The sequence below is a fragment of the Streptomyces sp. LX-29 genome (assembly GCF_029541745.1).
Taxonomy (GTDB): Bacteria; Actinomycetota; Actinomycetes; order Streptomycetales; family Streptomycetaceae; genus Streptomyces.
On record NZ_CP089746.1, the window covers coordinates 4031795 to 4058056 of the forward strand.

Below are 26262 nucleotides of genomic sequence, written 5' to 3' on the forward strand. Positions count from 1 at the left end.
TCGGTGCCCGGCGGCCGCGGCCGCCCGGCACCGACCGCTACAGCATCCCCAGCTTGATCAGGCTCAGCAGCGCTAGCAGCTGGATCGCCGAGGCGCCCAGCGCCTTCGGCCACGGCAGATCGTGCGACTTGCTCACCATCGAGGTGAACAGGGCCCCCGCCATCAGCCAGGTCGCCCAGCCCAGCACCTGCACGAACGTGCTGTCGCCACCCAGGAACATCGCGAACACCAGCCGCGGCGCGTCCGTGATCGACATGATCAGCATAGACAGGCCGATCGTCGGCGCCCAGGTGCCGTCGCCGCCCAGCTGGCGGGCGAGCGTGTGGGTCACGGCGCCCAGGATCAGTCCACTGATCACCACGGCGACGCCCGTGCTGAGGATCCACGGGACGCTCTGGGACATCGGCGCGTTCAGCACGTCCTCACGCGCCTTGTCGAAGCCGAAGACGGCGAGCAGGCCGTAGATGAACGTCACGATGAGGGCGGGGACCCACATCGCGTAGTCCCGCATCTGCCAGAAGGTATCCGCGGGGCGCAGCACGATGCCGCTCAGCAGCGCCTTCCACGGAAGGCGGGGGCCCGCCGGCGGGGCGGGGGGCTGGCCCGTGCGGTAGCCGTCGTCGCGGTAGTCGTCACCCTCGCCGTACGGGTCGTAGCCCGGCGCCTCGCCCACGCTGAACTGCTGCGTCTGACCCGGTTCGCCGCCCGGAGCCCCGTACGACGGGCCGCCGCCGTAGCCGCCACCCCCGCCGTTGCCGTAGCCCGACGGTCCGCCGCCGTTGCCATAACCCGACGGTCCGCCGCCGTTGCCGCCGCCCCCGTAACCGTGCTGACCGTCGAAGTACTCCGGCTCACCCTGCTGCGAGGGCTGCTGCCACTGCGGCTGCCCGCCGTGCCGGGGCTGCTGCCCGTACGGCTGCCGCGGTGGTTGCTGCCCCGGGTACGGCCCCTGCCGGCCATGCGGTCCCTGTTGCGCGGAGCGGGGGTCCCGCTGCGGGTCCCGTCCACGTCCGATCCTGAATCCAGCCACGAATCGAACGTACCTGGTCGGCGAGGGCGCCATGGCTACCTGTGGGAACAGGACGGGCATTGCGGCCTAGCTGTGACATCCCCTAGGGGGATTCCCCACCCCGGCAGGGGGGTTGTGCCTCGGGAGCGACGCCCCGTCGCCCCCGCCCCACCCGGCTCACCGCCCCCGGGCCGATGTACGGCCTCCGAGGTGCGGTCTCCGGAGCGTGGCGCACAGTCCGTCTGAGACTATCCCCGTCGCGGCGCCGATGTTTCGTGCAAATGGGTTAATCGTCTCGTACCTGGCGAGAAGTCAGACATGAAGCTGTCGAGATGGTCAACGGTGTTGTGGTGCGGGGCGGTTCATGGCAAGGATCGGCGCACCAGATCCATCGGCACGGCCCGGGAGGGCACTGTTCACAGGCACGGAACGGGGGACTACTGCCATGTTCGCGTCGCGGGGTGAGGGTGAGCGGGCGCTCGACCGGAACGGGGCGTGGGCGTGGGGGTGGGGTGCGGGGTAGTCCGATGCCCGATCGCATGTCGGATCGCATGTCCGATCGCCTGCCTGGCCGCGTGCCTGATCGCGTGTCGGGCGCCACGCCTGGTGGGGTGTCCGACCGTGTGCCTGGCGGCAAGTCCGACCGCGTGCCCGGTGGCATGACCGGCCCCATGACCGGTGGCGTGACCGGCCCCGCGTCCGGTGCCGCGCCCGCCGGCCGCCCGTCCGAGCCCGCCGCCGGTCGTCGGTCCGAGTCGGCCGCCGGTCGTCGGCGCGATTCGGCCGCCCCGTCTCCGTCACCCGACGCCGTCGCGCCGCCGTCCCCCGATCATGCCGCGCCCACCGTCCCCGACGCCGTCGCGCCGCCGTCCCCCGATCATGCCGCGCCGACCGTCCCCGGCCCCGCCGCGCCGCCGTCCCCCGACCATGCCGCGCCGACCGTCCCCGGCCCCGTCGCGCCGCCGTCCCCCGATCATGCCGCGCCCACCGTCCCCGGCCCCGCCGCGCCGCCGCCCCCCGACCATGCCGCGTTCACCGTCCCCGTCCCCGACGCCGCCGCACCCTCGCCCCCCGGCCCGCGCCCCGCCGCTCGGGCGGCCGCGTACCCCGTCAGCCCGCCCCCGACGCCCCGCCCGTCCCCGTCCCCACCCGCGCCCCCCTCCCCGTCCCCGCGCCGCGTCCGTGGCGGCGGCGACTCCGCCTGGTGGCGGACGGGTGACCCCCGACTGGCGCAGACCGCTCGCCCCGCTTCCGCTCAGGATGCTAGAAATGACGATATGGCCGGACTCTTCGGCCGATCTTGGGTGCCCTCCGTCCGGTCGCTGGCCGGCTGGCGGCGTCCACGCAGTCGGCGCCTGCGCTCGCTCACAGGTATGCGCACGGTCGCCGGCCAGGTGTTCGTGCTTCAGGTGGCCGTGGTGCTGCTGATCGTCGTCGCGGCGTCGACGGCGCTGGTGCTCCAGGCGCGGCACGACAGCTCGCGCGAGGCCCGCAACCGCTCCCTCGCCGTCGCCGAGTCCTTCGCCAACTCCCCCGGCATGGTCGCCGCGCTGCGCTCGCCCGATCCCACCGCGATCCTCCAGCCCCGCGCGGAGCAGGTCCAGAAGGAGTCCGGGGTCGACTTCGTCGTGGTCATGTCGACCGAGGGGATCCGCTACACCCACCCCAACCCGGATCTCATCGGCAAGCGCTTCATCGGCCACATCGGGCCGGCGCTGCGCGGCAACACGGTCGTCGAGACCTTCACCGGCACCCTGGGACCCTCCGTACGGGCCGTGGTGCCGGTCGTGGACGCCCGGGGCGAGGTCGTCGGACTGGTGGCGGCCGGGATCACCATCGACAAGGTCAGCGGGGCCGTGGAGCGGCAGCTGCCGCTGCTGGTCGCGGCCGCGGTCGCCGCGCTGCTGCTGGCCACCGCCGGCGCGGCGCTGGTCAGCAGACGGCTGCGGCGTCAGACGCATGGGCTGGGGCCGGCCGAGATGACCCGGATGTACGAGCACCACGACGCGGTGTTGCACGCCGTGCGCGAGGGGGTGCTGATCGTCGGCGGTGACGGGCGGTTGCTGCTGGCCAACGACGAGGCGCGACGGCTGCTGGAGCTGCCGCCGAACGCCGAGGGGCGGCTCGTGGACGAGCTGGGCCTGGAGCCCCGCGCCGCCGCGCTGCTGATGTCGGGGCGTGCCGCCACCGACGAGATGCACCCGGCGGGGGAGCGGCTGCTGTCGCTCAGCAACCGGCCGACCGACCGCAACGGCGGCCCGCCCGGCAGCGTCGCCACGCTCCGCGACACCACCGAGCTGCACGCGCTCACCGGCAAGGTCGACGCCGCCCGCAAGCGGCTGACGCTGCTGTACGAGGCGAGCGTGCGGATCGGCACCACCCTGGACGTGGTCCGTACGGCCGAGGAGCTCACCGAGTACGTGGTGCCGCGCTTCGCCGACTACGCCTCCGTCGACCTGCTGGACGCCGCCGTCACCGGCGAGGAGCCCGGCCAGCGGACGATGGACCTGCGGCGGCTGGCGGTCAGCGGCATCCGCGACGACGCACCGCTCTTCCCGCTGGGCGCGCTGATCACCTTCTCCACCAGCTCCCCGCAGGGCTGGGGCTTCTATACGGCCGAGGCGGCCGTCGTGCCCGACCTGCGGAACTTCACGGCCTGGCAGACGCAGGACCCCAATCGGGCCCGCGACATCGTGGCCTTCGGCATCCACACCATGGTCACCGTGCCGCTGCGCGCCCGTGGGGTGATCCTCGGCATGGCCACCTTCTGGCGCTCGGAGAAGCCGGAGCCCTTCGAGGCGGAGGACCTGTCGATCGCCGAGGAGCTGGTCGCGCGGGCGGCGGTCAGCATCGACAACGCCCGCCGCTACACCCGCGAGCACACCATGGCGGTCACGCTCCAGCGCAGCCTGCTGCCCCGGGTGCTGCCGGAACAGAGCGCGCTCGACGTCGCCTACCGCTATCTGCCCGCGCAGTCGGGGGTGGGCGGCGACTGGTTCGACGTCATTCCGCTGCCGGGCGCCCGGGTGGCGCTGATCGTCGGCGACGTCGTCGGCCACGGGCTGCACGCCGCCGCCACCATGGGCCGGCTGCGGACCGCCGTGCACAACTTCTCCACCCTCGACCTGGCCCCCGACGAGCTGCTCGCCCACCTCGACGAGCTGATCGCGGCCATCGACCGCGAGGAGGAGGTGGTGGCCGGCGGCCACAAGGCGATCACCGGTGCCACCTGCCTGTACGCGGTCTACGACCCGGTCTCGCAGCGCTGCGCCATGGCCCGGGCCGGCCATCCGCCGCCCGCCCTGGTGCACCCCGACGGCAGCATCGAGTTCGTCGACCTGCCCGTCGCCCCGCCGCTGGGCCTCGGCGGGCTGCCGTTCGAGACGGCGGAGTTCACCGTGCCGGAGGGCAGCAGCATCGTGCTCTACACCGACGGACTGGTGGAGAAGCGCGACCGGGACATCGACGAGGGTCTGGACCTGCTGAGGGACGCCCTACGGCGGGCGAACCGGGCCGGGCGGACGCCGGAGGAGACCTGCCAGACCGTCCTGGACGAGCTGCTGCCCGGCCGGCCCAGCGACGACGTCGCGCTGATCGTCGCCCGTACCCGGGTTCTGGACCGCTCGCGGATCGCCGACTGGGAGGTGCCCGCCGAGCCGTCCGCGGTGGCCGGGATGCGGGCCGCGGTCACCGAGAGGCTCACCGACTGGGGGCTGGACGAGGTCGCCTTCACCACCGAGCTGATCCTCAGCGAGCTGATCACCAACGCCATCCGGCACGCCTCCGGCCCGATCCGGGTGCGACTCCTCCACGACCGCGCCCTGATCTGCGAGGTCTCGGACGGCAGCAGCACCTCCCCGCATCTGCGCTACGCCACCAGCACCGACGAGGGCGGCCGTGGCCTCTTCCTCGTCTCCCAGTTCGCCGAGCGCTGGGGCACCCGCTACACGGCCGAGGGCAAGGTCATCTGGGCCGAGCAGCTCCTGCCGGGCGGCTAGGCGCCCGCCGGGTGCCGCCCGCCGCCCTCGCGGCCCGTGGCGCCGTACGCAGACGGAAGGGGGGGGGGGGGGGGGGGGGCCCCCCCCCCCCCCCCCCTTCCACGTACGACCGTGGCCGCGGGGGACCCGCGCCGCTACTTCACCGGCTCCGGCTCCGGCGCGTCCGCCGGCTCACCGTCGCCCTCGCCCTCCGGCGCCGCCGGCGTCCGCACGGAGTCCAGCAGCAGCTGGGCCACGTCGACGACCTGGAGCGACTCCTTGGCCTGGCCGCCCGTGGCGGAGCCGCCATCGGCTGCAGCCTTCTTGCCGTTGACCGAGTCGGTGAGCATGACCAGGCAGAACGGGCATGCGGTGGAGATGATGTCAGGGTTCAGCGAGAGCGCTTCATCAACCCGCTCGTTATTGATGCGCTTGCCGATGCGCTCTTCCATCCACATGCGCGCGCCGCCGGCGCCACAGCAGAAGCCGCGCTCCTTGTGGCGGTGCATCTCCTCGTTGCGCAGGCCCGGCACCTTGGCGATGATCTCGCGCGGCGGGGTGTAGACCTTGTTGTGGCGGCCCAGGTAGCAGGGGTCGTGGTAGGTGATCAGGCCCTCGACCGGGGTCACCGGGATCAGCTTGCCCTCGTCGATGAGGTGCTGGAGCAGCTGGGTGTGGTGGATGACCTCGTAGTGGCCGCCCAGCTGCGGGTACTCGTTGGCGATGGTGTTGAAGCAGTGCGGGCAGGTGGCGACGATCTTCTTCTTCGCCTTCTCGACGACGACGCCCTCCTCGGCGTCCTCACCGAACGCCATGTTCAGCATCTCGACGTTCTGCTGGCCGAGCTGCTGGAAGAGGAACTCGTTGCCCAGGCGGCGGGCCGAGTCGCCGGTGCACGCCTCGTCGCCGCCCATGATCGCGAACTTCACGCCGGCGATGTGCAGCAGCTCCGCGAACGCCTTGGTGGTCTTCTTGGCGCGGTCCTCCAGGGCGCCGGCGCAGCCGACCCAGTAGAGGTAGTCGACCTCGGTGAGGTCCTCGATGTCCTTGCCGACCACCGGGACCTCGAAGTCGACCTCCTTGGTCCACTGGAGGCGCTGCTTCTTGGCCAGGCCCCAGGGGTTGCCCTTCTTCTCCAGGTTCTTGAGCATCGTCCCGGCCTCGCTCGGGAAGGAGCTCTCGATCATCACCTGGTAGCGGCGCATGTCGACGATGTGGTCGACGTGCTCGATGTCGACCGGGCACTGCTCGACGCAGGCGCCGCAGGTGGTGCAGGACCACAGCACGTCCGGGTCGATGACGCCGTTCTCTTCGAGGGTGCCGATCAGCGGGCGCTCGGCCTCGGCGAGGGCGGCCGCGGGGACGTCCTTCAGCTGCTCCTCGGTGGCCTTCTCCTCGCCCTCCATGGTCTTGCCGCCGCCGGCCAGCAGGTACGGGGCCTTGGCGTGCGCGTGGTCGCGCAGCGACATGATCAGCAGCTTCGGGGAGAGCGGCTTGCCGGTGTTCCAGGCCGGGCACTGCGACTGGCAGCGCCCGCACTCGGTGCAGGTGGAGAAGTCGAGGATGCCCTTCCAGGAGAACTGCTCGACCTGGGAGACGCCGAAGACGTCGTCCTCGCCCGGGTCCTCGAAGTCGATCGGCTTGCCGCCGGAGGTCATCGGCAGCAGGGCGCCCAGGGCCACGTCGCCGGAGGACTCGCGCTTGAACCAGATGTTGGGGAAGGCGAGGAAGCGGTGCCAGGCCACGCCCATGTCGGTCTTCAGGGAGACCGTGATCATCCAGATGAAGGAGGTCGCGATCTTCAGACCGGCGAAGAAGTAGGTGAGGTTCTGGAGCGTGGAGACGTCCATGCCCTCCAGCCACGACACCACCGGGTACGAGATGAAGAACGAGGCCTCGTAGCCGTCCACGTGGTGCTGGGCGCCTTCGAGGGCGTGCAGCATGAAGATGCAGACGCCGACGATGAGGATGACGGCCTCGACGAAGTACGCCTGGCCGAAGTTGGAGCCGGCGAAGCGGGACTTGCGGCCCGGCTTGTTCGGCTTGCTCAGCTGGCGGATGACGATCAGGACGAGGATGCCGAGCGCCGTCATCGTGCCGAGGAACTCGACGAAGACGTTGTACGGGGCCCAGTCGCCGATGATCGGCAGGATCCAGTCCGCCTTGAACAGCTGTCCGAAGGCGTTGACGATCGTCAGCAGCAGCGAGAAGAAGCCCACCGCCACGAACCAGTGCGCGACGCCGACGACGCCCCAGCGGTTCATCCGGGTGTGACCGAGGAACTCCTTGGCGACCGTGATGGTGCGCTGTGTGGGATCGTCGGTGCGGGTGCCGGCGGGCACGGGCTGACCGAGCCGTACGAAGCGGTAGATCTGCAGGATGGCACGGCCGAACAGCGCGACGCCGACCGCGATTAGGACCAGCGACACGATGATCGCGGCGAGTTGCATGGGCGGGCTCCTCGAACCTGCGAGAGCGGTGGGTTACGTCAGCGACCTCGGTGAGCCCGGCGGGCTCGGCGAGCTGACGATCAGGGATTACTAAGCAGTAACTTATCCGGTCTCTGCCGAGATTACCGATGATTCGCGGCCCCTTGCAGTCGACCGGCCGGTGATCTGTGTCGCTCAGGGTCCCCTCTCTTCGCGGGGTGTGTCCTCGCCCCCTCGCACCACTCGACGTCCCCGGCTGTCACTGCGGGTGAGGCCGATATGAAAGTTGAGCCGGGTCGACTCAGCTCTGTTGACACCGAAAAGTGGATCATGCACTCTTGAGTCTGTTGCACTCAATGATGTAGCTGGAGGACTCCGAAATGGCACGTGCGGTCGGCATCGACCTGGGTACGACGAACTCCGTCGTCAGTGTTCTCGAAGGCGGTGAGCCCACCGTCATCACCAACGCCGAGGGCGCCAGGACCACGCCGTCCGTTGTGGCCTTCGCGAAGAACGGCGAGGTGCTGGTCGGCGAGGTCGCCAAGCGCCAGGCCGTGACCAACGTGGACCGGACCATCCGCTCGGTCAAGCGCCACATGGGCACCGACTGGAAGATCAACCTCGACGGCAAGGACTTCAACCCGCAGCAGATCAGCGCCTTCATCCTGCAGAAGCTGAAGCGGGACGCCGAGGCCTACCTGGGCGAGAAGGTCACCGACGCGGTCATCACCGTCCCGGCGTACTTCAACGACTCCGAGCGTCAGGCCACCAAGGAGGCCGGTGAGATCGCGGGCCTCAACGTCCTGCGCATCGTCAACGAGCCCACCGCGGCCGCGCTCGCCTACGGCCTCGACAAGGACGAGCAGATCATCCTCGTCTTCGACCTCGGTGGCGGCACCTTCGACGTCTCGCTGCTGGAGATCGGCGACGGCGTCGTCGAGGTGAAGGCCACCAACGGCGACAACCACCTCGGTGGTGACGACTGGGACCAGCGCGTCGTCGACTACCTGGTGAAGCAGTTCCACAACGGCCACGGCGTGGACCTCTCCAAGGACAAGATGGCCCTCCAGCGCCTCCGTGAGGCCGCGGAGAAGGCGAAGATCGAGCTGTCCTCGTCCACCGAGACCACGATCAACCTGCCCTACATCACGGCCTCCGCCGAGGGCCCGCTGCACCTGGACGAGAAGCTCACCCGGGCCCAGTTCCAGCAGCTGACCGCGGACCTCCTGGAGCGCTGCAAGACCCCGTTCCACAACGTCATCAAGGACGCGGGCATCGCCCTGTCCGAGATCGACCACGTGGTCCTGGTCGGTGGCTCCACCCGTATGCCCGCCGTCGCCGAGCTCGTCAAGGAGCTGACCGGCGGCCAGGAGGCCAACAAGGGTGTGAACCCGGACGAGGTCGTCGCCATCGGCGCCGCCCTGCAGGCCGGTGTCCTCAAGGGTGAGGTCAAGGACGTCCTGCTCCTCGACGTGACCCCGCTGTCCCTCGGTATCGAGACCAAGGGCGGCATCATGACCAAGCTGATCGAGCGCAACACCACGATCCCGACCAAGCGCTCCGAGATCTTCACCACGGCCGAGGACAACCAGCCGTCCGTGCAGATCCAGGTCTACCAGGGCGAGCGCGAGATCGCGGCGTACAACAAGAAGCTCGGCATGTTCGAGCTGACCGGCCTGCCGCCGGCCCCCCGTGGCGTCCCGCAGATCGAGGTCGCCTTCGACATCGACGCCAACGGCATCATGCACGTGACCGCCAAGGACCTGGGCACGGGCAAGGAGCAGAAGATGACCGTCACCGGCGGCTCCTCGCTGCCGAAGGACGAGGTCGACCGGATGCGCCAGGAGGCCGAGCAGTACGCGGAGGAGGACCACCGCCGCCGCGAGGCCGCCGAGACCCGCAACCAGGGCGAGCAGCTCGTCTACCAGACGGAGAAGTTCCTCAAGGACAACGAGGACAAGGTCCCGGGTGACGTGAAGTCCGAGGTCGAGGCCGCCCTCTCCGAGCTCAAGGAGAAGCTGAAGGGCGAGGACACCGCGGAGATCCGCACCGCCACCGAGAAGGTCGCGGCCGTCTCCCAGAAGCTCGGCCAGGCGATGTACGCCGACGCCCAGGCCGCCGGCGCGGCCGGTGCCGCCGGTCCGGACGGTGCCGCGCCCAAGGCCGACGACGACGTCGTCGACGCCGAGATCGTGGACGAGGCCGACAAGGGCCGGGGCGGTGCGGCGTGACGGAGGAGACCCCGGGCTTCGAGGAGCAGCCCGACGTCCCCTCCGAGTCCGCGAAGACCCCTGACGACGCGGCGCAGGGCGCCGGGTCCGCCGACAAGGCGGGCCCGGCCGCGGCCCCGACCGGGGACGAACTGGTGGAGGTCGGTCTGAAGGCGCAGCTGGACCAGGTCCAGACGGCGCTGAACGAGCGCACCACGGACCTGCAGCGACTCCAGGCGGAGTACCAGAACTACCGCCGCCGGGTCGAGCGGGACCGCGCCACGGTCAAGGAGATCGCGGTCGCGAACCTGCTCACCGAGCTGCTGCCGGTGCTCGACGACATCGGCCGCGCCCGGGACCACGGCGAGCTGGTCGGCGGCTTCAAGTCCGTCGCCGAGTCGCTGGAGACCGTGGCCGCCAAGATGGGGTTGCAGCAGTTCGGCAAGGAGGGCGAGCCCTTCGACCCGCTGGTGCACGAGGCGCTGATGCACAGCTACGCGCCGGACGTCACCGAGACGACGTGCGTGCAGATCCTCCAGCCGGGGTACCGGATCGGCGAGCGTACGATCCGCCCGGCGCGGGTCGCGGTCGCCGAGCCGCAGCCGGGTGCTCAGCCCAAGGGCGAGGACGCGGCGGCCGACGAGGAGAACGGTGGCCCGGACGAGGGCTGACGGCATAGCGGTTTCAACCGACACTGACGTCATGACGATGGCAGGAGAGGAGGGACGTCGAGGATGAGTCTGAGCAGGGATGTGCTGGAGAAGGATCTCTACAAGGTCCTCGGCGTCCCCAAGGACGCCACCGAGGCGGAGATCAAGAAGGCGTACCGGAAGCTCGCCCGCGAGTTCCACCCGGACGCCAACAAGGGCGACGCCAAGGCCGAGGAGCGCTTCAAGGAGATCTCCGAGGCCAACGACGTGCTCGGCGACGCCAAGCGGCGCAAGGAGTACGACGAGGCCCGCGCGCTGTTCGGGAACGGCGGATTCCGCGCCGGCCCGGGCGCCGGCGGGCCCGGTGGCTTCAACTTCGACCTGAGTGATCTCTTCGGAGGCTCCACGTCGGGCGGCGGGGGCGCGGGCGGCGGTTTCGGCGGCGGGCTGGGCGACGTGTTCGGCGGCCTGTTCAACCGGGGTGCCACCCGTACCCAGCCGCGCCGTGGCCAGGACATCGAGTCCGAGGTGACGCTGAGCTTCACCGAGGCCGTCGAGGGGGCCACGGTCCCGCTGCGGATGTCCAGCCAGGCGCCGTGCAAGGGCTGCTCCGGCACCGGCGACAAGAACGGCACCCCGCGGGTCTGCCCGACCTGCGTCGGCACCGGCCAGGTCTCCCGCGGCAGCGGCGGCGGCTTCTCGCTCACCGACCCCTGCGCGGACTGCCGGGGCCGGGGCCTGATCGCCGAGAACCCCTGTGACGTGTGCAAGGGCAGCGGGCGCGCCCGCTCCTCGCGCACCATGCAGGTCCGGATCCCGGCCGGGGTCACCGACGGGCAGCGCATCCGGCTGCGCGGCAAGGGCGCCCCAGGCGAGACCGGCGGCCCCGCCGGCGACCTCTATGTGGTCGTCCACGTCGACGCCCACCCGGTCTTCGGCCGCAAGGACGACAACCTCACCGTCACCGTCCCGGTCAGCTACCCGGAGGCGGCGCTCGGCGGCGAGATCAAGGTGCCCACCCTCGGCGGGCCCCCGGTCACCCTGAAGCTGCCGGCCGGCACCCCCAACGGCCGGACCATGCGCGCCCGCGGCAAGGGCGCCGTGCGCAAGGACGGCACCCGCGGCGATCTGCTGGTCACCGTGGAGGTGTCGGTGCCCAAGGATCTTGACGAGAAGGCGCGTGAGGCGCTGGAGTCGTACCGCGAGGCGACCGCGGACCAGGACCCGCGGGCGGAGCTGTTCCAGGCGGCGAAGGGAGCATGACCCCATGGACCCGATGGACCCGGCAGGCAGGGACGCTCGGCGGCGCAATCCGTACGAGCTGACCGACGAATCACCGGTGTACGTCATCTCGGTGGCGGCCCAGCTGTCCGGTCTGCACCCGCAGACCCTGCGCCAGTACGACCGGCTCGGCCTGGTCTCCCCCGACCGCACCGCCGGCCGTGGGCGCCGCTACTCGGCCCGTGACATCCAGCTGCTCCGCCAGGTGCAGGCGCTCTCCCAGGACGAGGGCATCAACCTCGCCGGTATCAAGCGGATCATCGAGCTGGAGAACCAGGTGAGCGCGCTCCAGGCGCGGGTGGCCGAGCTCCAGCAGGCGGTCGAGGGCGCGGCCGTCGCCATGCAGCAGCGTGAGGCCCAGGTCCACGCGTCCTACCGGCGCGACCTGGTGCCGTACCACGAGGTGCAGCAGACGAGCGCGCTGGTGGTCTGGCGGCCCAAGCCGAACCGCAAGCGGCCCGAGTAGCCCGTCCCGCATCAGGCGGTCGGCGCTCGGGCCCCGGCCCGGGCCCCCGCCTCCTGCGGCTCGCCCGTCACCGCCTCCATGAAGGTGCCGCGGCCGTCGGCGATCCGATAGCTGCGGAACAGCTCCGGCCCGCCCGTCACCTGGACGAACAGCGTGTCCCGATGGACCCGCAGGGCCCGGGCGCCGGCGTCCAGCGGCGGGTCCAGCGGGAGCCCGGCACGGGGCCGTCCGGCCCTGTCGTGGCGTCGTAGCTCCGCCCGCTCTCCGGGCTCCAGCAGGAACAGCGTCCCGTCGTCGCCGACGTCCCATCCGCCGCGCCGGTGCAGCTCCAGCGAGCGCGGGTTGACGGCGGTCGGCCGCCGCCACAGCTCGCCCCAGCGGTCGCCCCGCCGCCCCAGGCGCCGGACGTGGTTGCCGCCCGCGACGTCGAGGACCAGCACGGTGAAGACCGGCGCTCCGTCCGCGTCCTCGTGCACCCGCAGGTCGATGGCGACCCCGCTGTCGGCGGGCGGGGTCACACTGCGCTCGACCATCCCGCCCGGCGAGACCACGTCGATGACTCCGGAGTGCCGTAGCAGGTAGAAGCGGCTCGCCCCCGCCTCCACGCACCGGGCGTCGAATCCGTCGCAGCGGGCCACCACCCCCGTCGCGTTCGCGGTCACATGGCACCCGCCCGTGGAGACGAGATAGACATGACCGTCCTTGCCGACGCTCATCTGCGCCGCATCGGGGTGGAAGTGTCGACGGTTTTCGATCACGTTCGCCATGGCCTGAGCGTAGGAAGATCGGGCAAACGACCATATCCCCAATGTTCGGGGGCGGCTGTCGGGTTTATCAGCCGCCGAGTACGGCGATGAGCTCGTCCCGCCCGCTCGTTCGGGTCTTCCGGAATATGGATTTCAGATGGTCGTTAACCGTATAAGGAGAAAGCCCGAGCCGATGTGCGATTTGCTTGGGCGCCCGGCCGGTGCGCAGTAGCGCGACGACCCCGCGCTCCCGGGGCGTCAGTCCGTACCACGCCGCGAAGATGGGCAACAACACGTCACCGCTGGCCGCCTGGACGACGACCGCCACCTCGCCCGCCCCGGACAGCGGCTGGCCCTGGAGGGCGACCCAGCGGCCCGCGTGCGCGGCCGGCACACAGATCATCGGCTGCGGCCCGGGGGCCTCCGGCGGCGACGCCGCCACCTCGCTCGCCAGCATCGCCGCGGCCCACTCCGGGGACGACAGCCACTCCGACGGCAACGCGCGCAGCCACGCCCGCGCCTCGGCGGTCACCGCCCGGACGGTGTGGTCCCCGCCGATCAGGATCACCCCGGGCGGCGGCGGGGGCCCGGCCGGGAGCCACGGACCCGCCCGGACGTAGCCGCGCAGCGCGGCGGTCAGGGTGGGGGTCAGCTGCCGTAACCGGTCCGCCTCCTCCGGCTGGAAGACCGGGCAGCCCTCCTCCCGGAACAGACACAGCGTCCCCCACACCCCGTGCGCGTCCCGCAGTGCCAGCCGCAGTTCGCACCCCATCCCGTGCTCCTTGAGGATCTCCCGCGCCCGCAGCCCGCCGTCGGCGCCGTCCTCGCCCGCGTCCGCCCGCAGCATCGCCACCGGCACCGGTCGGCGGGCGAGCTCGGTGGGGCGGAACGGATCGTCCCCCAGGTAGCAGTTGAGCATTTCCGCACGGGCGAATTCCCGTTCGTATCGGTGCCAGAATCCGAACGACACCGTGCCCGTGACCGGATTCATTCCGATCAGATGCAGCGCGTCATGCGGAACCCGAGGGGTGATCTCGCGGGAAAACCATGCGCCCATGTCGTCCGGGCTCGGGTCGTGAACCACACGATGATTCTAGAGATCGCGCGACCGAGGAGCGTGCGGGTTCCCTCCGAACGCACACCGTTCGGCCCTTCGGTCCGGCCCCCGAATCGCCTTCCAGCGCAAAGGTGTTCCCTTTCGGGTGGCAAAGGGGGGCGCGGTCAGCCGAGTTCGCGGTCAGCCGAGTTCGCGGACCGCGCGGTCGAACGCCTCGGAGAACGGCGCCCGCATGCCCGGGGACGGCGGGATGCCCGGCCCGTCGAAGGTGTGGCCGTCCCGGGTCAGGTACTCCTCGTTCGGCAGGCCGAGGCGCCAGCCGTTGGGGAGCGTGCGGACGAGCACGTCGGAGAAGACGCCCTGCGTCGGCTCGCCGACGCGGATCGTCCGCCCGGGCCGGTTCATCAGGGCCTGGGTGAGGGTCTCGCCCGCGCTGAAGGTGGAGCCGCTGGTGAGGACCGCGACCGGACCGGTGTAGGACGCGGCGCCGGTCGCCGGTCGCACGGTCGCCCGCTGCGGGTGGGTGTGCCGGGTGGGATCGGTCGGGTGGTTCCGGGCGCGCTTGGCGTAGGCGAAGTGGAGCCGGTCGGTGAGGCGTTCGGCGAGGCCCAGGGCGAGCGCGTCGGAGCCGCCGCCGTTGATGCGGAGGTCGAGGACCAGGCCGCGCAGCCTTGCGGTGCTCTCGGGGGTGAAGACCGCGTCGAGAGCCTTGTCGAGCTCGGCCCGGTTCGCGGCGTAGCCGTTGTCGCCGCCCTCGCCGGTGTAGCCGCCGAAGCCGGAGACGCGCAGATACCCCTTCCCGCCGGGCAGGTCCGCGTAGGTGATCCGACCGGCGGCGAACTCCCGTACGGGCGCGCCCCTCAGCTCGTGTTGCAGGGTGTGGGCCTTGGCCTCGGCGTCCACCTTCTCACCGATGGGACCGGTGCCGGGTCGGAGCTGGAAGAACCGGCGGTCGCTCGCGGGGTCGGCCAGGGAGACGCCAGGGCTTTGGCGGCGGTGGACCTGAGTCGCGTCATGGTGCCGTCTGATGAGTCGCCGATAGCAGGCCACCTCGTCGTGGGCACAGGCTGGGCCGGAACATGCCGCTAACAGGTGAGTTGAGGGTGGGGACAACCCCCGTACGGTCTCTCGTCCGCCTAGCGTGGTGCGTCGCTTGTGCCACATGCCAGAAGCTGCCCACACTTGCGGAGGAGGTGCTGCGCCATGACCGCTCTCGCCCACGACGCTCCTGTGGAGGTGCCCGACGTGCCCGACGTGCCCCCCGCGGAGGCGACTCTCGATGAGGCCCTGTGGCAGGCGTGGAGGACTCTCGAACTCCCCGAGGGCTTTCATGCGGAGATCGTCGAGGAGTTCATCGAGGTGTCGCCTACCGGAAGCTCAAGCCATGGTCTTGTCGTCAACCGCCTGCGTGACGCTTTGTATGAGTACCTGAAGGGCGGTGAGTACGCCGCTCGCAACGACCTGAACGTCATCCATGGACTCAAGCCCTGGGTGCCGGACGTGTTCGTCGCCCCCAGAGAGACGGACGAGTGCCTCAGCGAGGACGGACTGGGGATCGTCGCCTCCGCCGTGAAACTTGTGGTGGAAGTCGTCTCTCCCGGCCATGAGAACCAGCAGCGCGACAGGGTTCGCAAGCGCCGTGCCTATGCGGAGGCGGGCATCCCCGTGTACGTGCTCGTCGACGCCTACGACAGGCACGGCACGGTCACCGTGCTCACCTCCCCCTCCCCGGATGAGGGTGAGTACGCCGCGTCCGTCTCCGTCCCGTACGGCACCGAGGTGCAGATTCCCGAGGGCCCGGCGAAGGGCTTCCCGATCACGGAGGAGATCACCGGCCCGCCGCGCGGCTGACCGCCGCGCGCACCCCGTACCCGGCGGCCCCGGCCGCGAGCACCGCGGCGCCGGTCAGGACCGAGGCGGCGGGCAGGGCGAAGGCGAGGGCGAGGCAGCCGGCCAGGCCGAGGATCGGGACGGGCGGGGCGGGGCGGCCCTCGGCGGGTGTGAGGGTCCAGGCGGCGGCGTTGGCGATCGCGTAGTAGGCCAGCACGCCGAAGGAGGAGAAGCCGATCGCGCCGCGCAGGTCCACGGTGGCGGCGAGGACGGCGACGGCGGCGCCGACGGCGACTTCGGCGCGGTGCGGGACGTGGAAGCGGGGGTGGACCGCCGCGAGCGCGTGGGGCAGATGGCGGTCGCGGGCCATGGCGAGCGTGGTGCGCGAGACGCCCAGGATGAGGGCGAGCAGCGAGCCGAGGGCCGCGACGGCGGCGCCCACGCGGACGACGGGGACCAGACCGGGCGCGCCGGCGGCGCGGACCGCGTCGGCCAACGGGGCGGTGGCGTGGGCGAGTCGGTCGGGGCCGAGGACGGCGAGCACGGCGACGGCGACGGCCGCGTAGCAGACCAGGGTGATGGCGAGGGCGAGGGGGATCGCGCGGGGGATGGTGCGGGCGGGGTCGCGCACCTCCTCGCCGAGCGTGGCGACGCGCGCGTATCCGGCGAAGGCGAAGAACAGCAGCCCGGCGGCCTGGAGCACCCCGCCGGGGGTGGCGTCCGCGCCGATGTCCAGCCGGGCGGCGTCCGCGGCACCGGAGGTCAGACAGGTGACCACCGCCGCCGCGAGGACGGCCAGCACCAGGGCGACGATCACCCGGGTGAGCCAGGCGGACTTCTGAACTCCGGTGTAGTTCACGGCCGTCAGCGCCACCACCGCCGCGACCGCCACGGCGTGCGCGTGGTCGGGCCAGACGTAGGAGCCGACGGTGAGCGCCATCGCCGCGCAGGAGGCGGTCTTGCCGACCACGAACGCCCAGCCGGCCAAGTAGCCCCAGAAGTCGCCGAGTCGCTCGCGGCCGTAGACGTAGGTGCCGCCGGAGCGCGGGTACCGCGCGGCCAGCCGCGCGGAGGACGTCGCGTTGCAGTAGGCCACCACGGCCGCCACGGCGAGGCCCGGCAGCAGGCCCGAACCGGCCGCGCCGGCGGCCGGGGCCAAGGCGACGAAGACGCCTGCGCCGATCATCGACCCCAGCCCGATCACCACGGCGTCGAAGAGGCCCAGCCGCCGCTTCAGCCCGCGCGGCTCGGCCGCCTCCGATGCCCTCATGTGTCACTCCTCGGCCGTGGACTCCTGGGCGGAATGTAGCGCGGCGGCCGCCGTCCGGCGCGGGCGCCGGCACGACGATGCGGGCCGAGGGGCGCGGGCCGCGGGGACGGGGCGAGGCGTCGGAATGTGGCGCGGGGTGCCCCGGGCGCACCATGGAGATGAGGCACGGGAGGAGACAACCATGATCGAGGTCAAGACGATCGAGAAGCCGGACGAGCGGCGCGATTTCCCCCAAGGTCACCTCGAAGCCCTGCACCTGAGCGGGTTGGACTTCGCCGTGGGCACCTTCGAGCCGGGCTGGCGCTGGTCCGAGTCGGTGGCGCCGATCGCGGGCACGGACAGCTGCGAGGTGCACCACAACTGCTTCGTGGTCCAGGGCCGCATGCGCCTTCGGATGAACGACGGCGCGGAGGCCGAGGTGGGGCCGGGCGACGTGTTCGTGCTCCCGTCGGGGCACGACGCCTGGGTGGTGGGGGACGAGCCGGTGGTTCTCTACGACTTCGCCGGCGCCATGGCCAGGGAGTACGCGAAGAGCGACTGACCGCTGGAGGTCGGGTCATGAAGTTCGTGCAGGTCATCGAGTACGAGACCACACAGGAAGAGGAGATGTCGCGGCTGTTCGACGAGTGGATGATGGCCACCGAGGGCCGGCGCACGGTGACCCGGGAGTTCCACACCCGGGACCGCGAGCGACCGACCCACTACGTGGACATCGTCGAGTTCCCCTCGTACGAGCAGGCGATGAGGAACAACGAGCTGCCGGAGACGCAGAAGATCGCGGAGGAGTTCCGCAGGCTGTGCGAGAGCGAGCCGCGCTTCATGAACCTGGAGGTCATCGACGAGGAGCCGTGACCCGGCCCAGGGCACGGGTGAGGGTGATCTCGATCAGGACCCGGTCCGGGTTCGGGGCGGGAGTGCGCTCGTAGCGTTCCGCGTAGCGGCGCACGGCGTCGGCGATCAGCTCGGGTTCGGTGCGCACGACGGCGAGCCCCTCCAGGGTGGCCCAGCGGACGTCGGCCCACTGGCAGACGGCGACCGGGGCCGGCTCCGGGCTCGTGGCGAGGATGTTCGCCACCTTCCGGCTGTCCTTGCGGGTGATCACGCGCGCCAGCCCGGCCTCCGGGTCGTAGGTGACGCCCACGGGCACGACGTGCGGGGTTCCGTTGGGCCGCAGCGTGGTCAGCGTGCACAGCTGCCGCTCGCGCCAGAAGGCGAGGTAGTCGGGGTCCGGGTTCCGCGGGTCCATGGCCATGGGGGCAGCCTAGACGCCGACCCCCGGCGGGGGACCGGCGTCGGTGAGGCTCGCGGTCGGTCAGAGGAAGTCCGCGGTGTCCAACTCGAAGTCGAAGGGCGCGGGGAGAGGGAGCGGCTTGCCGAACGCCGTGGAGTGCGCGTCCGTGTAGTCCCGCCCCTCGGGCTGGCTGAACAGGGTGACCATGGACTCGTCGCGGTCGATCAGCAGGTAGAGCGGGATCCCGGCGCGGGCGTAACCCTTGCGCTTTCCGACCCGGTCGGCCTCGGCCCGGCTGGAGGTCACCTCGACCACCATGGCGATGCCGTCGCACTCCATCCACGACGGGGCGCCCCTGAAGAGCCGCAGCTCACGAGGGGCGAAGGTGGCGTCGGGGATGACGTGGTTCGCGCTCGGCGATCCGGCGCTGGGGACGATGAGCCCCTTGTTACCGGAGTGACTCATGCGTGTCGCGGCCTTGTGGGACACCTGCCAGGTGACCGTGTCCAGGTAGTCCTCGTGATCGCCATCCGGTGGTGGTGTCACAACGATCTCCCCCTCGATGAGCTCTGCCCTGTACCCCTCGGGGGTGTTCAGGGCCAGAAAGTCAGCCAGGAGGATGTCGTCCTGCGTGAGCTTGGGCTCTTGCGCCATAGCCGTCATGCTGCCCCTCCTTGTGGTCGGACGCCAGTGTTTCCCGGTAGCCGGGGGCGGCAGAGTGTTTATCCGACCCGTTCACCCGCAGGAGTGGCCCACGCCCCCGTCCGGCTACGGGAAGGGGCTCCGCGACAGCCTTGAGCGGAATAGACTCAACTTATCGTACGCTGACCATGGCAGGGTTTTGCCCGGGCGAGAATCAGGAGGATCACAGGCCGTGGACGCCGAGCTGACCAACAAGAGCCAGGCCGCGCTGAGCGCCGCCAATGAGCGGGCGGTGTCCGCCGGACACGCGGACCTCACCCCCGCGCATCTGCTGCTCGCCCTGCTCCAGGGGCAGGACAACGAGAACCTGATGGACCTGCTGGCCGCCGTCGAGGCCGACGCGGCCGCCGTGCGCTCGGAGTCCGAGCGGCTGCTGGCCCGCCTGCCCAGCGTGCAGGGGTCGACCGTGGCCCCGCCGCGCCCCAACCGGGAGCTGCTGGCCGTGCTGGCGGACGCCTCGCAGCGCGCCCGCGGGCTCGGGGACGCGTTCGTCTCCACCGAGCACCTGCTGATCGGGATCGCCGCCAAGGGCGGACAGGCCGGGCAGGTGCTGGACGACCAGGGCGCCTCCGCCAAGAAGCTGCTGGCGGCCTTCGAGGACATCCGGGGCACCCAGCGCGTCTCCAGCGCCGACCCCGAGGGGACGTACAAGGCCCTGGAGAAGTTCGGCACCGACTTCACCGCCGCCGCCCGCGACGGCAAGCTCGACCCCGTCATCGGCCGGGACCACGAGATCCGTCGGGTGGTGCAGGTGCTCTCCCGGCGCACCAAGAACAACCCGGTGCTGATCGGCGAGCCCGGCGTCGGCAAGACCGCGGTCGTGGAGGGCCTGGCCCAGCGGATCGTCAAGGGCGATGTGCCCGAGTCGCTGCGGAACAAGCGGCTGGTCGCCCTCGACCTGGGGGCGATGGTCGCGGGGGCGAAGTACCGGGGCGAGTTCGAGGAGCGGCTGAAGTCCGTCCTGAAGGAGATCAAGGACTCCGACGGTCGGATCATCACCTTCATCGACGAGCTGCACACGGTCGTCGGCGCGGGCGCCGGCGGCGACTCCGCCATGGACGCGGGGAACATGCTCAAGCCGATGCTGGCCCGCGGCGAGCTGCGCATGGTCGGCGCCACCACTCTGGACGAGTACCGGGAGCGGATCGAGAAGGACCCGGCGCTGGAGCGCCGCTTCCAGCAGGTGCTGGTCGCGGAGCCGACCGTCGAGGACACCATCGCCATCCTGCGCGGCCTCAAGGGTCGGTACGAGGCGCACCACAAGGTGCAGATCGCGGACGGCGCGCTGGTGGCCGCGGCCACCCTCTCCGACCGGTACATCACCTCCCGCTTCCTCCCCGACAAGGCGATCGACCTGGTCGACGAGGCGGCCTCCCGGCTGCGCATGGAGATCGACTCCTCCCCCATGGAGATCGACGAGCTCCAGCGCCAGGTGGACCGGCTGAAGATGGAGGAGCTGGCGCTGAAGAACGAGTCGGACGACGCCAGCCGGGAGCGGCTGGAGCGGCTGCGCCGCGACCTCGCCGACAAGGAGGAGGAGCTGCGCGGCCTGACCGCCCGCTGGGAGAAGGAGAAGGAGGGGCTGAACCGGGTCGGCGCGCTCAAGGAGCGGCTGGACGACCTGCGCGGCCAGGCCGAGCGCGCCCAGCGCGACGGCGACTTCGACACCGCCTCCAAGCTGCTCTACGGGGAGATCCCGGGGGTGGAGCGCGAGCTGGAGGCGGCCGCCGCGGCGGAGGAGGAGGCCAAGAAGGAGACCATGGTCAAGGACGAGGTCGGCCCGGACGACGTGGCCGATGTCGTCGGCTCCTGGACCGGCATCCCGGCCGGGCGGCTGCTGGAGGGCGAGACCCAGAAGCTGCTGCGCATGGAGGAGGAGCTGGGCCGGCGGCTGATCGGCCAGACCGAGGCCGTGCGCGCGGTCTCCGACGCGGTGCGGCGCACCCGCGCCGGGATCGCCGACCCCGACCGGCCCACCGGTTCCTTCCTCTTCCTCGGCCCCACCGGCGTCGGCAAGACCGAGCTGGCCAAGGCCCTCGCGGACTTCCTCTTCGACGACGAGCGGGCCATGGTCCGCATCGACATGAGCGAGTACGGCGAGAAGCACAGCGTGGCCCGGCTGGTCGGCGCCCCGCCCGGCTACGTCGGCTACGAGGAGGGCGGTCAGCTGACCGAGGCGGTGCGCCGCCGCCCGTACAGCGTGGTGCTGCTGGACGAGGTGGAGAAGGCCCATCCGGAGGTCTTCGACATCCTGCTCCAGGTGCTGGACGACGGCAGGCTCACCGACGGCCAGGGCCGGACGGTCGACTTCCGCAACACCATCCTGATCCTCACCTCCAACCTGGGCAGCCAGTATCTGGTCGACCCCGCGATGGGCGACGAGGAGAAGCGGAAGCGGGTCCTGGACACCGTGCGTACCGCCTTCAAGCCGGAGTTCCTGAACCGGCTGGACGACATCGTGGTCTTCTCCGCCCTCTCCCTGGGCGAGCTGGAGCGCATCGCCCAGCTCCAGGTCGATCGGCTGGCCCGACGGCTGGCCGAGCGGCGGCTCAGCCTGGAGGTCAGCCCCGAGGCGCTCGTCTGGCTGGCCGAGGAGGGCAACGACCCGGCGTACGGCGCCCGGCCGCTGCGCCGCCTGGTGCAGACCGTCATCGGCGACCGGCTGGCGCGGGAGATCCTCGCCGGGGAGGTCCGCGAGGGCGACACGGTGCGGGTCTCGCGGGTCGGGGACGAGCTGCTGGTGGGCCCAGCGCGGTGACCCCGCCGCCGGCGTGGCCGGGCCCCCGCGGGCGCCCGCGGCGGCCGTGCCCGCCGGCGGCGTGGTTTCCGGTGCCGGGCGGGCCCGAGGTCGAGTCGGGGTTGCGGGGACGGGGCGGGTGTGGGGGAGGATGGCGGCATCCGTACGAAGGGAAATCCACGGTGAGCATCGACCCGTCCTCGATTCCGAATTTCGGGGGCCAGCCCGAACCGGAGCCGACCGGCCCCGCGGGCCCAGTCATTCCGGACCAGGACCTGGTCAAGCAGCTGCTCGAGCAGATGGAGCTGAAGTACGTCGTCGACGACGAGGGTGACCTCGCCGCGCCGTGGGAGCAGTTCCGGACGTACTTCATGTTCCGCGGCGAGCAGGAGCAGCAGGTCTTCTCGGTTCGTACGTTCTACGACCGGCCGCACGAGATCGAGCGGAAGCACCAGCTTCTCGAGGTCATCGACGACTGGAACCGTCGCACCCTGTGGCCGAAGGTCTACAGCCACACCAACGACGACGGCACCGTCCGGCTGATCGGCGAGGCGCAGATGCTGATCGGCACCGGCGTCAGCCTGGAGCACTTCGTGTCCAGCACGGTCAGCTGGGTGCGGGCGTCGATCGAGTTCGACCGGTGGCTGGTGGAGCAGCTGGGTCTCGAGTCCGACATCGAGTCCGAGGAAGGTGACGGCCCGTCGCCCGACGGCGACCAGAGCTGATCACCCCCGTTCGCGGGCCGCGCACGCCGATCACATCGGAATGGGCGCGACCGTGAGCAGATATGTGCCGTAACACCAGGAGAGCCCGGCCAGCGCGCCGACCGTCACCAGGACGGTGCGCCGCCGGGCTCTCGCCATGGCCAGCGCCGCCGGCAGCAGCAGCGGGAACGCCGGCAGCAGGAAGCGCGGCTTGGAGGGGAAGTAGCCGTCGCCGCCGAGCGCGATGACCGTCAGGGCGAGGGTGTAGACCAGCAGCGCCAGCGGCGGCCGGTCCAGCACCAGCAGCGCCAGACACACCAGCGCGGCGGCGACGATCACCGGGACCATGTAGGCGGCCAGGAGGTCCTGGCCGATCAGCAGGTGGCGCACGTAGCGCAGCGCGCCGATCCCGAAGTCGAAGTGCGAGCCCCACTCCTCCTGCACCTTGAAGTAGCCCAGGGGCCCGCCGCGCTGGACGCCGACCCAGGCCACATAGCCGAGCCAGCCCAGCGGGGCCACCGCGGCGGCCGTCCACACCCGCCATCGCCGCCGGCCGGCCCGGCCGCCCCGCCACAGCTCCACCGCCGCGCAGACGCAGACCGCGGCCGGTACCGCGACGCCGCTGGGCCGGGAGACCCCGGCCAGCAGCGCCAGCGCCCCGGCCCACAGCCAGCGGTGGGTCAGCAGCGCGTACAGCGACCAGGCGGCCAACGCCGTCATCAGCGGTTCGGTGTAGACCATCGACTGCACGATGGCGTGGGGCAGCACCCCCCACAGCACCACCAGCAGGGTGGCCACCCGGCGCCCGTACAGCAGCTCCCCGATGGCGTAGATGCCCCAGGCCGCGACGCCCGCGGCCACCCAGGCCACCAGCAGTCCGGCGCTGACCGCGCCCAGTGGGGTGATCGTCGCCACCGCCCGCACCAGACCGGGCAGCAGGGGGAAGAAGGCCAGGTCGCTGAAGGTCTGATGGGGCCCGCCGGCGACGGGGAAGCCGACGCCGTAGCCGTAGCGGGCGATGCCCGTGTACCACATGCCGTCCCAGGAGAACCCGAGCAGCGTGCGCGGGTGCTTGCCGATCCACCACGCCCACGCCGCCATGCACACCATCCCGGCCAGCCGTGTCGCCGCGTACAGCGCGAGGGCCGGCGCCGCCCGACGCAGTGAGCCGGGGTCCTTCCGTGGGGTCGCTACGGGCGCGGCGGTGGCGGTCGGCGGCACGGGGCAGCACCTCCGGGGCGGGGCCGGGCGGGCGCGGGGCAGGCGTCGAGCCCCCGGGAATGCGGCGGGGGCTCGACACCACCGACGATGCGTGATGGACCCCGCGCGCGCGAGCGGGCACGCTGCGATTGCACCCGGTCGGGTCAGCCCCCCGCTCAGCCCGCCAGGGACTTCAGCCGGTCCACGGCCTCCTCGAGGACGGCGGTGCGCTTGCAGAAGGCGAAGCGGACGAAGGGGGCGCCCTGCTCCCGGTGGTCGTAGAAGACGGCGTTCGGGATGGCGACGACGCCGCAGCGCTCGGGCAGGGCGCGGCAGAACGCGAAGCCGTCCGTGTGGCCGAGCGGGCGGATGTCGGTGGTGATGAAGTACGTGCCGGCCGGTCGGTAGACGGTGAAGCCCGCGTTCCGCAGGCCGTCGGCCAGCAGGTCCCGCCTGGCGTGGTGGTCCCGGCGCAGCGCGTGGAAGTACGAGTCGGGCAGCCGCAGCGCCTCGGCGACGGCGTACTGGAAGGGGCCGGCGGAGACGAAGGTGAGGTACTGCTTCGCGGACCGGACGGCGGCGACCAGCGGCGGCGCGGCGGTCACCCAGCCCACCTTCCAGCCGGTGAAGGAGAAGGTCTTGCCGGCCGAGCTGATGGTGACGGTGCGCTCCCGCATGCCGGGGAGGCTCGCCAGCGGGGTGTGCTCGGTGCCGTAGACGAGGTGCTCGTAGACCTCGTCGGTGACCACGAGCAGATCGCGCTCGCAGGCCAGCTCCGCGACGGCGGTCAGCTCCTCGCGGGTGAGGACGGTGCCGGTGGGGTTGTGCGGGGTGTTGAGCAGGATGAGCCGGGTGCGGTCGGTGACGGCGGCCCGCAGTTCGTCCACGTCCAGGTGGTACGTGCCGGTCGCGGCGTCCGGCCGCAGTGTCACCGGGACCCGGGTGCCGCCCGCCATCGCGACGCACGCCGCGTACGAGTCGTAGTAGGGCTCCAGGGCGATCACCTCGTCGCCGGGCTCCAGCAGTGCCAGCAGCGAGGCGGCGATCGCCTCCGTGGCGCCCGCGGTGACGAGCACCTCGGTGTCGGGGTCGTAGGACAGCCCGTACCAGCGCCGCTGGTGCTCGGCGATCGCCGTCCGCAGTTCGGGGACGCCGGGGCCGGGCGGGTACTGGTTCCCGCGGCCCTCGCGCAGGGCGCGCACCGCGGCCTCCCGCACGGAGTCGGGTCCGTCGGTGTCGGGGAAGCCCTGACCGAGGTTGATGGCGCCGGTGCGGGCGGCCAGGGCCGACATCTCGGCGAAGATCGTGGTGCCGAACTCGGCGAGGCGTCGGTTGAGCAGCGGCCGTTCGGTCCGGGAGTCCGGTGCGTCGATGGGAGCCATGACGACATCGTGCGGTGAACCTCTGGACTTCCTCAACTCTGCTTTCGTCGCGATTCGGCCAGGGAATCAGCCCAGCACATACGGAGTGGACCTCGCTTCGGGGGACACGGGGGAAGTAAGGAGAGTGAGGGCTGATGGTCGAGATCTTCCTGGTCGTGGTGCTGATCGCGCTGGTGGTGACGGGGGTGGCGGCGGTGGCCTCGACCTCGCGCCGCGGTGGCGGGGGTTCGCGTGGCGGCTCGTCGCGGCGCTCCAGCAACGACAGCTGGTGGGCGGGGAGCGGCGGCGGCTCGTCCTGCGGCGGCTCGTCCTCCTGCGGAAGCAGCTCCTCGTGCAGCAGTTCCTCCTCCTGCGGCGGTGGCGGCGGGGGCGGCTGCGGCGGTGGCGGGGGCAGCTGACGGCGGCTGATGCCGTTGTCCCGTGCCACGCGCACTCGCCGAAGAGTTCACGATTGCAATGCGCCCGGCGTGCCCATGCACGCCGGGCGCATACTGGTTGAACAGGTGAACGTGCCTGCGCCCGCGGGGATGGAAACCCGGTGAAGATGGGCAAAAACGCTGTGGCGCCGCTCATTTCATGATTCCGTATTCCCGGACCCTACGGACCCCACGTAGGCACGAGCCGCGTACCCGAAGACCAGGTCCTCCCCGGGACGGTCCGGCCCACCTTCTCTCACTGCGTGCTTGCGGAGCCGATCCATGCTCACGACCCTTAAGACGGCCTATATCGACACCCGTGCCGCCGATCTCGCCTGGTGTCTCGGGCGAGAGCCCCTCCCCGCCCTCGCGGTCCTCGACCTCCGATTCGGCGAGGCGTCGGTGCAGTTGAGGCTGCTCGGCGCCTCCCATCAGGTGATCCTCGACGAGGCGCACGGCATGTGCTCGGAGACGGTCGCCTGTATGCCCGGCAGCAGCACCCCGCTTCCCCTGGGGGTGTCCACGCTGGTCGGCGACCGGGAGTACGAGTTCGCCGCGCGGGTGGAGACGCTGTCCCGCGGCTCCTTCGCCGGACGTGCTCAAGAGTTGCTCGCGCTCGTCGCTGACCACCCGCACGGGCTGGCCGGAACCTTTCCGGGCAGCCCGCACGCTTTTACGGCGATGCTCGCCCAGCGACACGAAGGGCGGGTGGGCTGGCGCACCTGGCACGCCTATCCGCAGGAGGGGCGACTGGTCGCGACCCGTACCCGCGTGGGGGTACGGGTCGCGGCGTCTCTCTAGGTCTCCCCCTCCCCGAGGCCCGGCGGGCGTCCCGCCCGCGTGGACGGGGCCCGCTTGGCGGTGAAACGGGTGGGGCCCGAGAGCTCTCCCGGGGCTGGATGGACAGCCTCGACCGACCTCAACTCGCCCGTCGGCGAGGGGCATTGCACTCGCGTGGGTGACAG

The 26262-nt window shown here is 71.5% G+C and carries 21 protein-coding genes and 1 pseudogene; 12 read left to right on the forward strand and 10 right to left on the reverse strand.

Going from position 1 to position 26262, the window contains the following annotated elements; genetic code table 11:
- Positions 1–37: 37 nt before the first annotated feature.
- Entirely contained in the window at positions 38–1030 is a 993-nt protein-coding gene (locus LRS74_RS17390) for a Yip1 family protein (RefSeq protein WP_277741861.1), read from the reverse strand.
- A gap of 1352 nt (positions 1031–2382) precedes the next feature.
- Here LRS74_RS17390 and LRS74_RS17395 point away from each other — a divergent pair.
- Positions 2383–5007, forward strand: coding sequence for a SpoIIE family protein phosphatase/ATP-binding protein (locus LRS74_RS17395; RefSeq protein ID WP_277741862.1), 2625 nt, complete (start codon positions 2383–2385; stop codon positions 5005–5007).
- A gap of 134 nt (positions 5008–5141) precedes the next feature.
- Here LRS74_RS17395 and LRS74_RS17400 read toward each other — a convergent pair whose 3' ends face one another.
- Complete coding sequence (locus LRS74_RS17400) at positions 5142–7436, reverse strand: (Fe-S)-binding protein (RefSeq protein WP_277741863.1); 2295 nt, start codon at positions 7434–7436, stop codon at positions 5142–5144.
- Between the two features lie 359 nt (positions 7437–7795).
- Between LRS74_RS17400 and dnaK the strand changes: the two genes are divergently transcribed.
- The 4 genes from dnaK (at position 7796) to LRS74_RS17420 (ending at position 12022) form a co-directional block, all read left to right on the forward strand.
- Entirely contained in the window at positions 7796–9646 is a 1851-nt protein-coding gene (gene dnaK, locus LRS74_RS17405; RefSeq protein WP_277741864.1) for a molecular chaperone DnaK, read from the forward strand.
- Positions 9643–10296 carry a nucleotide exchange factor GrpE gene (grpE, locus tag LRS74_RS17410; protein WP_277741865.1) on the forward strand — a complete coding sequence of 218 codons (654 nt, stop codon included), beginning with the start codon at positions 9643–9645 and terminating at the stop codon, positions 10294–10296. Before dnaK ends, grpE begins: the two co-directional genes overlap by 4 nt.
- 63 nt (positions 10297–10359) lie before the next feature.
- Complete coding sequence (dnaJ, locus tag LRS74_RS17415) at positions 10360–11538, forward strand: molecular chaperone DnaJ (RefSeq protein ID WP_277741866.1); 1179 nt, start codon at positions 10360–10362, stop codon at positions 11536–11538.
- Positions 11539–11551: 13 nt separating this feature from the next.
- A complete protein-coding gene (locus tag LRS74_RS17420; protein ID WP_277744797.1) occupies positions 11552–12022 on the forward strand; it encodes a helix-turn-helix domain-containing protein in 471 nt (156 codons plus the stop codon).
- An 11-nt stretch (positions 12023–12033) separates the two neighbouring features.
- Here the strand turns inward: LRS74_RS17420 and LRS74_RS17425 are convergent, their stop codons facing one another.
- The 3 genes and pseudogenes from LRS74_RS17425 to LRS74_RS17435 form a co-directional block, all read right to left on the reverse strand.
- Entirely contained in the window at positions 12034–12789 is a 756-nt protein-coding gene (locus LRS74_RS17425; protein WP_277741867.1) for a hypothetical protein, read from the reverse strand.
- A 67-nt stretch (positions 12790–12856) separates the two neighbouring features.
- Positions 12857–13852, reverse strand: a complete 996-nt coding sequence (locus tag LRS74_RS17430) for a helix-turn-helix transcriptional regulator (protein ID WP_277741868.1) — start codon at positions 13850–13852, stop codon at positions 12857–12859.
- A 153-nt stretch (positions 13853–14005) separates the two neighbouring features.
- A pseudogene (locus tag LRS74_RS17435) lies at positions 14006–14803 on the reverse strand (S41 family peptidase); the annotation flags it as partial.
- A gap of 225 nt (positions 14804–15028) precedes the next feature.
- Between LRS74_RS17435 and LRS74_RS17440 the strand changes: the two are divergent.
- Positions 15029–15676 (forward strand): Uma2 family endonuclease, encoded by a 648-nt coding sequence (locus LRS74_RS17440; RefSeq protein WP_277741869.1) that lies wholly within the window; start codon positions 15029–15031, stop codon positions 15674–15676.
- Here the strand turns inward: LRS74_RS17440 and LRS74_RS17445 are convergent.
- A complete protein-coding gene (locus LRS74_RS17445; protein WP_277741870.1) occupies positions 15654–16925 on the reverse strand; it encodes an APC family permease in 1272 nt (423 codons plus the stop codon). The two genes, LRS74_RS17440 and LRS74_RS17445, sit on opposite strands and share 23 nt — an antisense overlap.
- 181 nt (positions 16926–17106) lie before the next feature.
- On the opposite strand from LRS74_RS17445, the gene LRS74_RS17450 reads away from it, so the two are divergent.
- Entirely contained in the window at positions 17107–17466 is a 360-nt protein-coding gene (locus LRS74_RS17450) for a cupin domain-containing protein (protein ID WP_144383277.1), read from the forward strand.
- Positions 17467–17483: 17 nt separating this feature from the next.
- On the forward strand, positions 17484–17777 hold the full coding sequence (locus LRS74_RS17455) for a hypothetical protein (RefSeq protein WP_277741871.1): 294 nt from the start codon (positions 17484–17486) through the stop codon (positions 17775–17777).
- Here the strand turns inward: LRS74_RS17455 and LRS74_RS17460 are convergent.
- Positions 17758–18177 carry a pyridoxamine 5'-phosphate oxidase family protein gene (locus LRS74_RS17460; RefSeq protein ID WP_144383279.1) on the reverse strand — a complete coding sequence of 140 codons (420 nt, stop codon included), beginning with the start codon at positions 18175–18177 and terminating at the stop codon, positions 17758–17760. The two genes, LRS74_RS17455 and LRS74_RS17460, sit on opposite strands and share 20 nt — an antisense overlap.
- A gap of 60 nt (positions 18178–18237) precedes the next feature.
- The gene (locus LRS74_RS17465; RefSeq protein WP_277741872.1) at positions 18238–18810 is read right to left on the reverse strand and encodes a Uma2 family endonuclease; all 573 of its coding nucleotides are present in this window, start codon (positions 18808–18810) and stop codon (positions 18238–18240) included.
- A 220-nt stretch (positions 18811–19030) separates the two neighbouring features.
- On the opposite strand from LRS74_RS17465, the gene clpB reads away from it, so the two are divergent.
- On the forward strand, positions 19031–21616 hold the full coding sequence (clpB, locus tag LRS74_RS17470; RefSeq protein ID WP_277741873.1) for an ATP-dependent chaperone ClpB: 2586 nt from the start codon (positions 19031–19033) through the stop codon (positions 21614–21616).
- 161 nt (positions 21617–21777) lie between these two features.
- On the forward strand, positions 21778–22320 hold the full coding sequence (locus LRS74_RS17475) for a YbjN domain-containing protein (protein WP_277741874.1): 543 nt from the start codon (positions 21778–21780) through the stop codon (positions 22318–22320).
- Between the two features lie 30 nt (positions 22321–22350).
- Here LRS74_RS17475 and LRS74_RS17480 read toward each other — a convergent pair whose 3' ends face one another.
- Positions 22351–23520 (reverse strand): hypothetical protein, encoded by a 1170-nt coding sequence (locus tag LRS74_RS17480; RefSeq protein ID WP_277741875.1) that lies wholly within the window; start codon positions 23518–23520, stop codon positions 22351–22353.
- A gap of 155 nt (positions 23521–23675) precedes the next feature.
- The gene (locus LRS74_RS17485; protein ID WP_277741876.1) at positions 23676–24881 is read right to left on the reverse strand and encodes a pyridoxal phosphate-dependent aminotransferase; all 1206 of its coding nucleotides are present in this window, start codon (positions 24879–24881) and stop codon (positions 23676–23678) included.
- Positions 24882–25015: 134 nt separating this feature from the next.
- Here LRS74_RS17485 and LRS74_RS17490 point away from each other — a divergent pair, with 134 nt between their 5' ends.
- Both LRS74_RS17490 and LRS74_RS17495 read left to right on the forward strand, forming a co-directional pair.
- Positions 25016–25279, forward strand: a complete 264-nt coding sequence (locus LRS74_RS17490) for a hypothetical protein (RefSeq protein ID WP_277741877.1) — start codon at positions 25016–25018, stop codon at positions 25277–25279.
- A 300-nt stretch (positions 25280–25579) separates the two neighbouring features.
- Positions 25580–26098 (forward strand): DUF2617 family protein, encoded by a 519-nt coding sequence (locus LRS74_RS17495; RefSeq protein ID WP_277741878.1) that lies wholly within the window; start codon positions 25580–25582, stop codon positions 26096–26098.
- Positions 26099–26262: the final 164 nt, after the last annotated feature.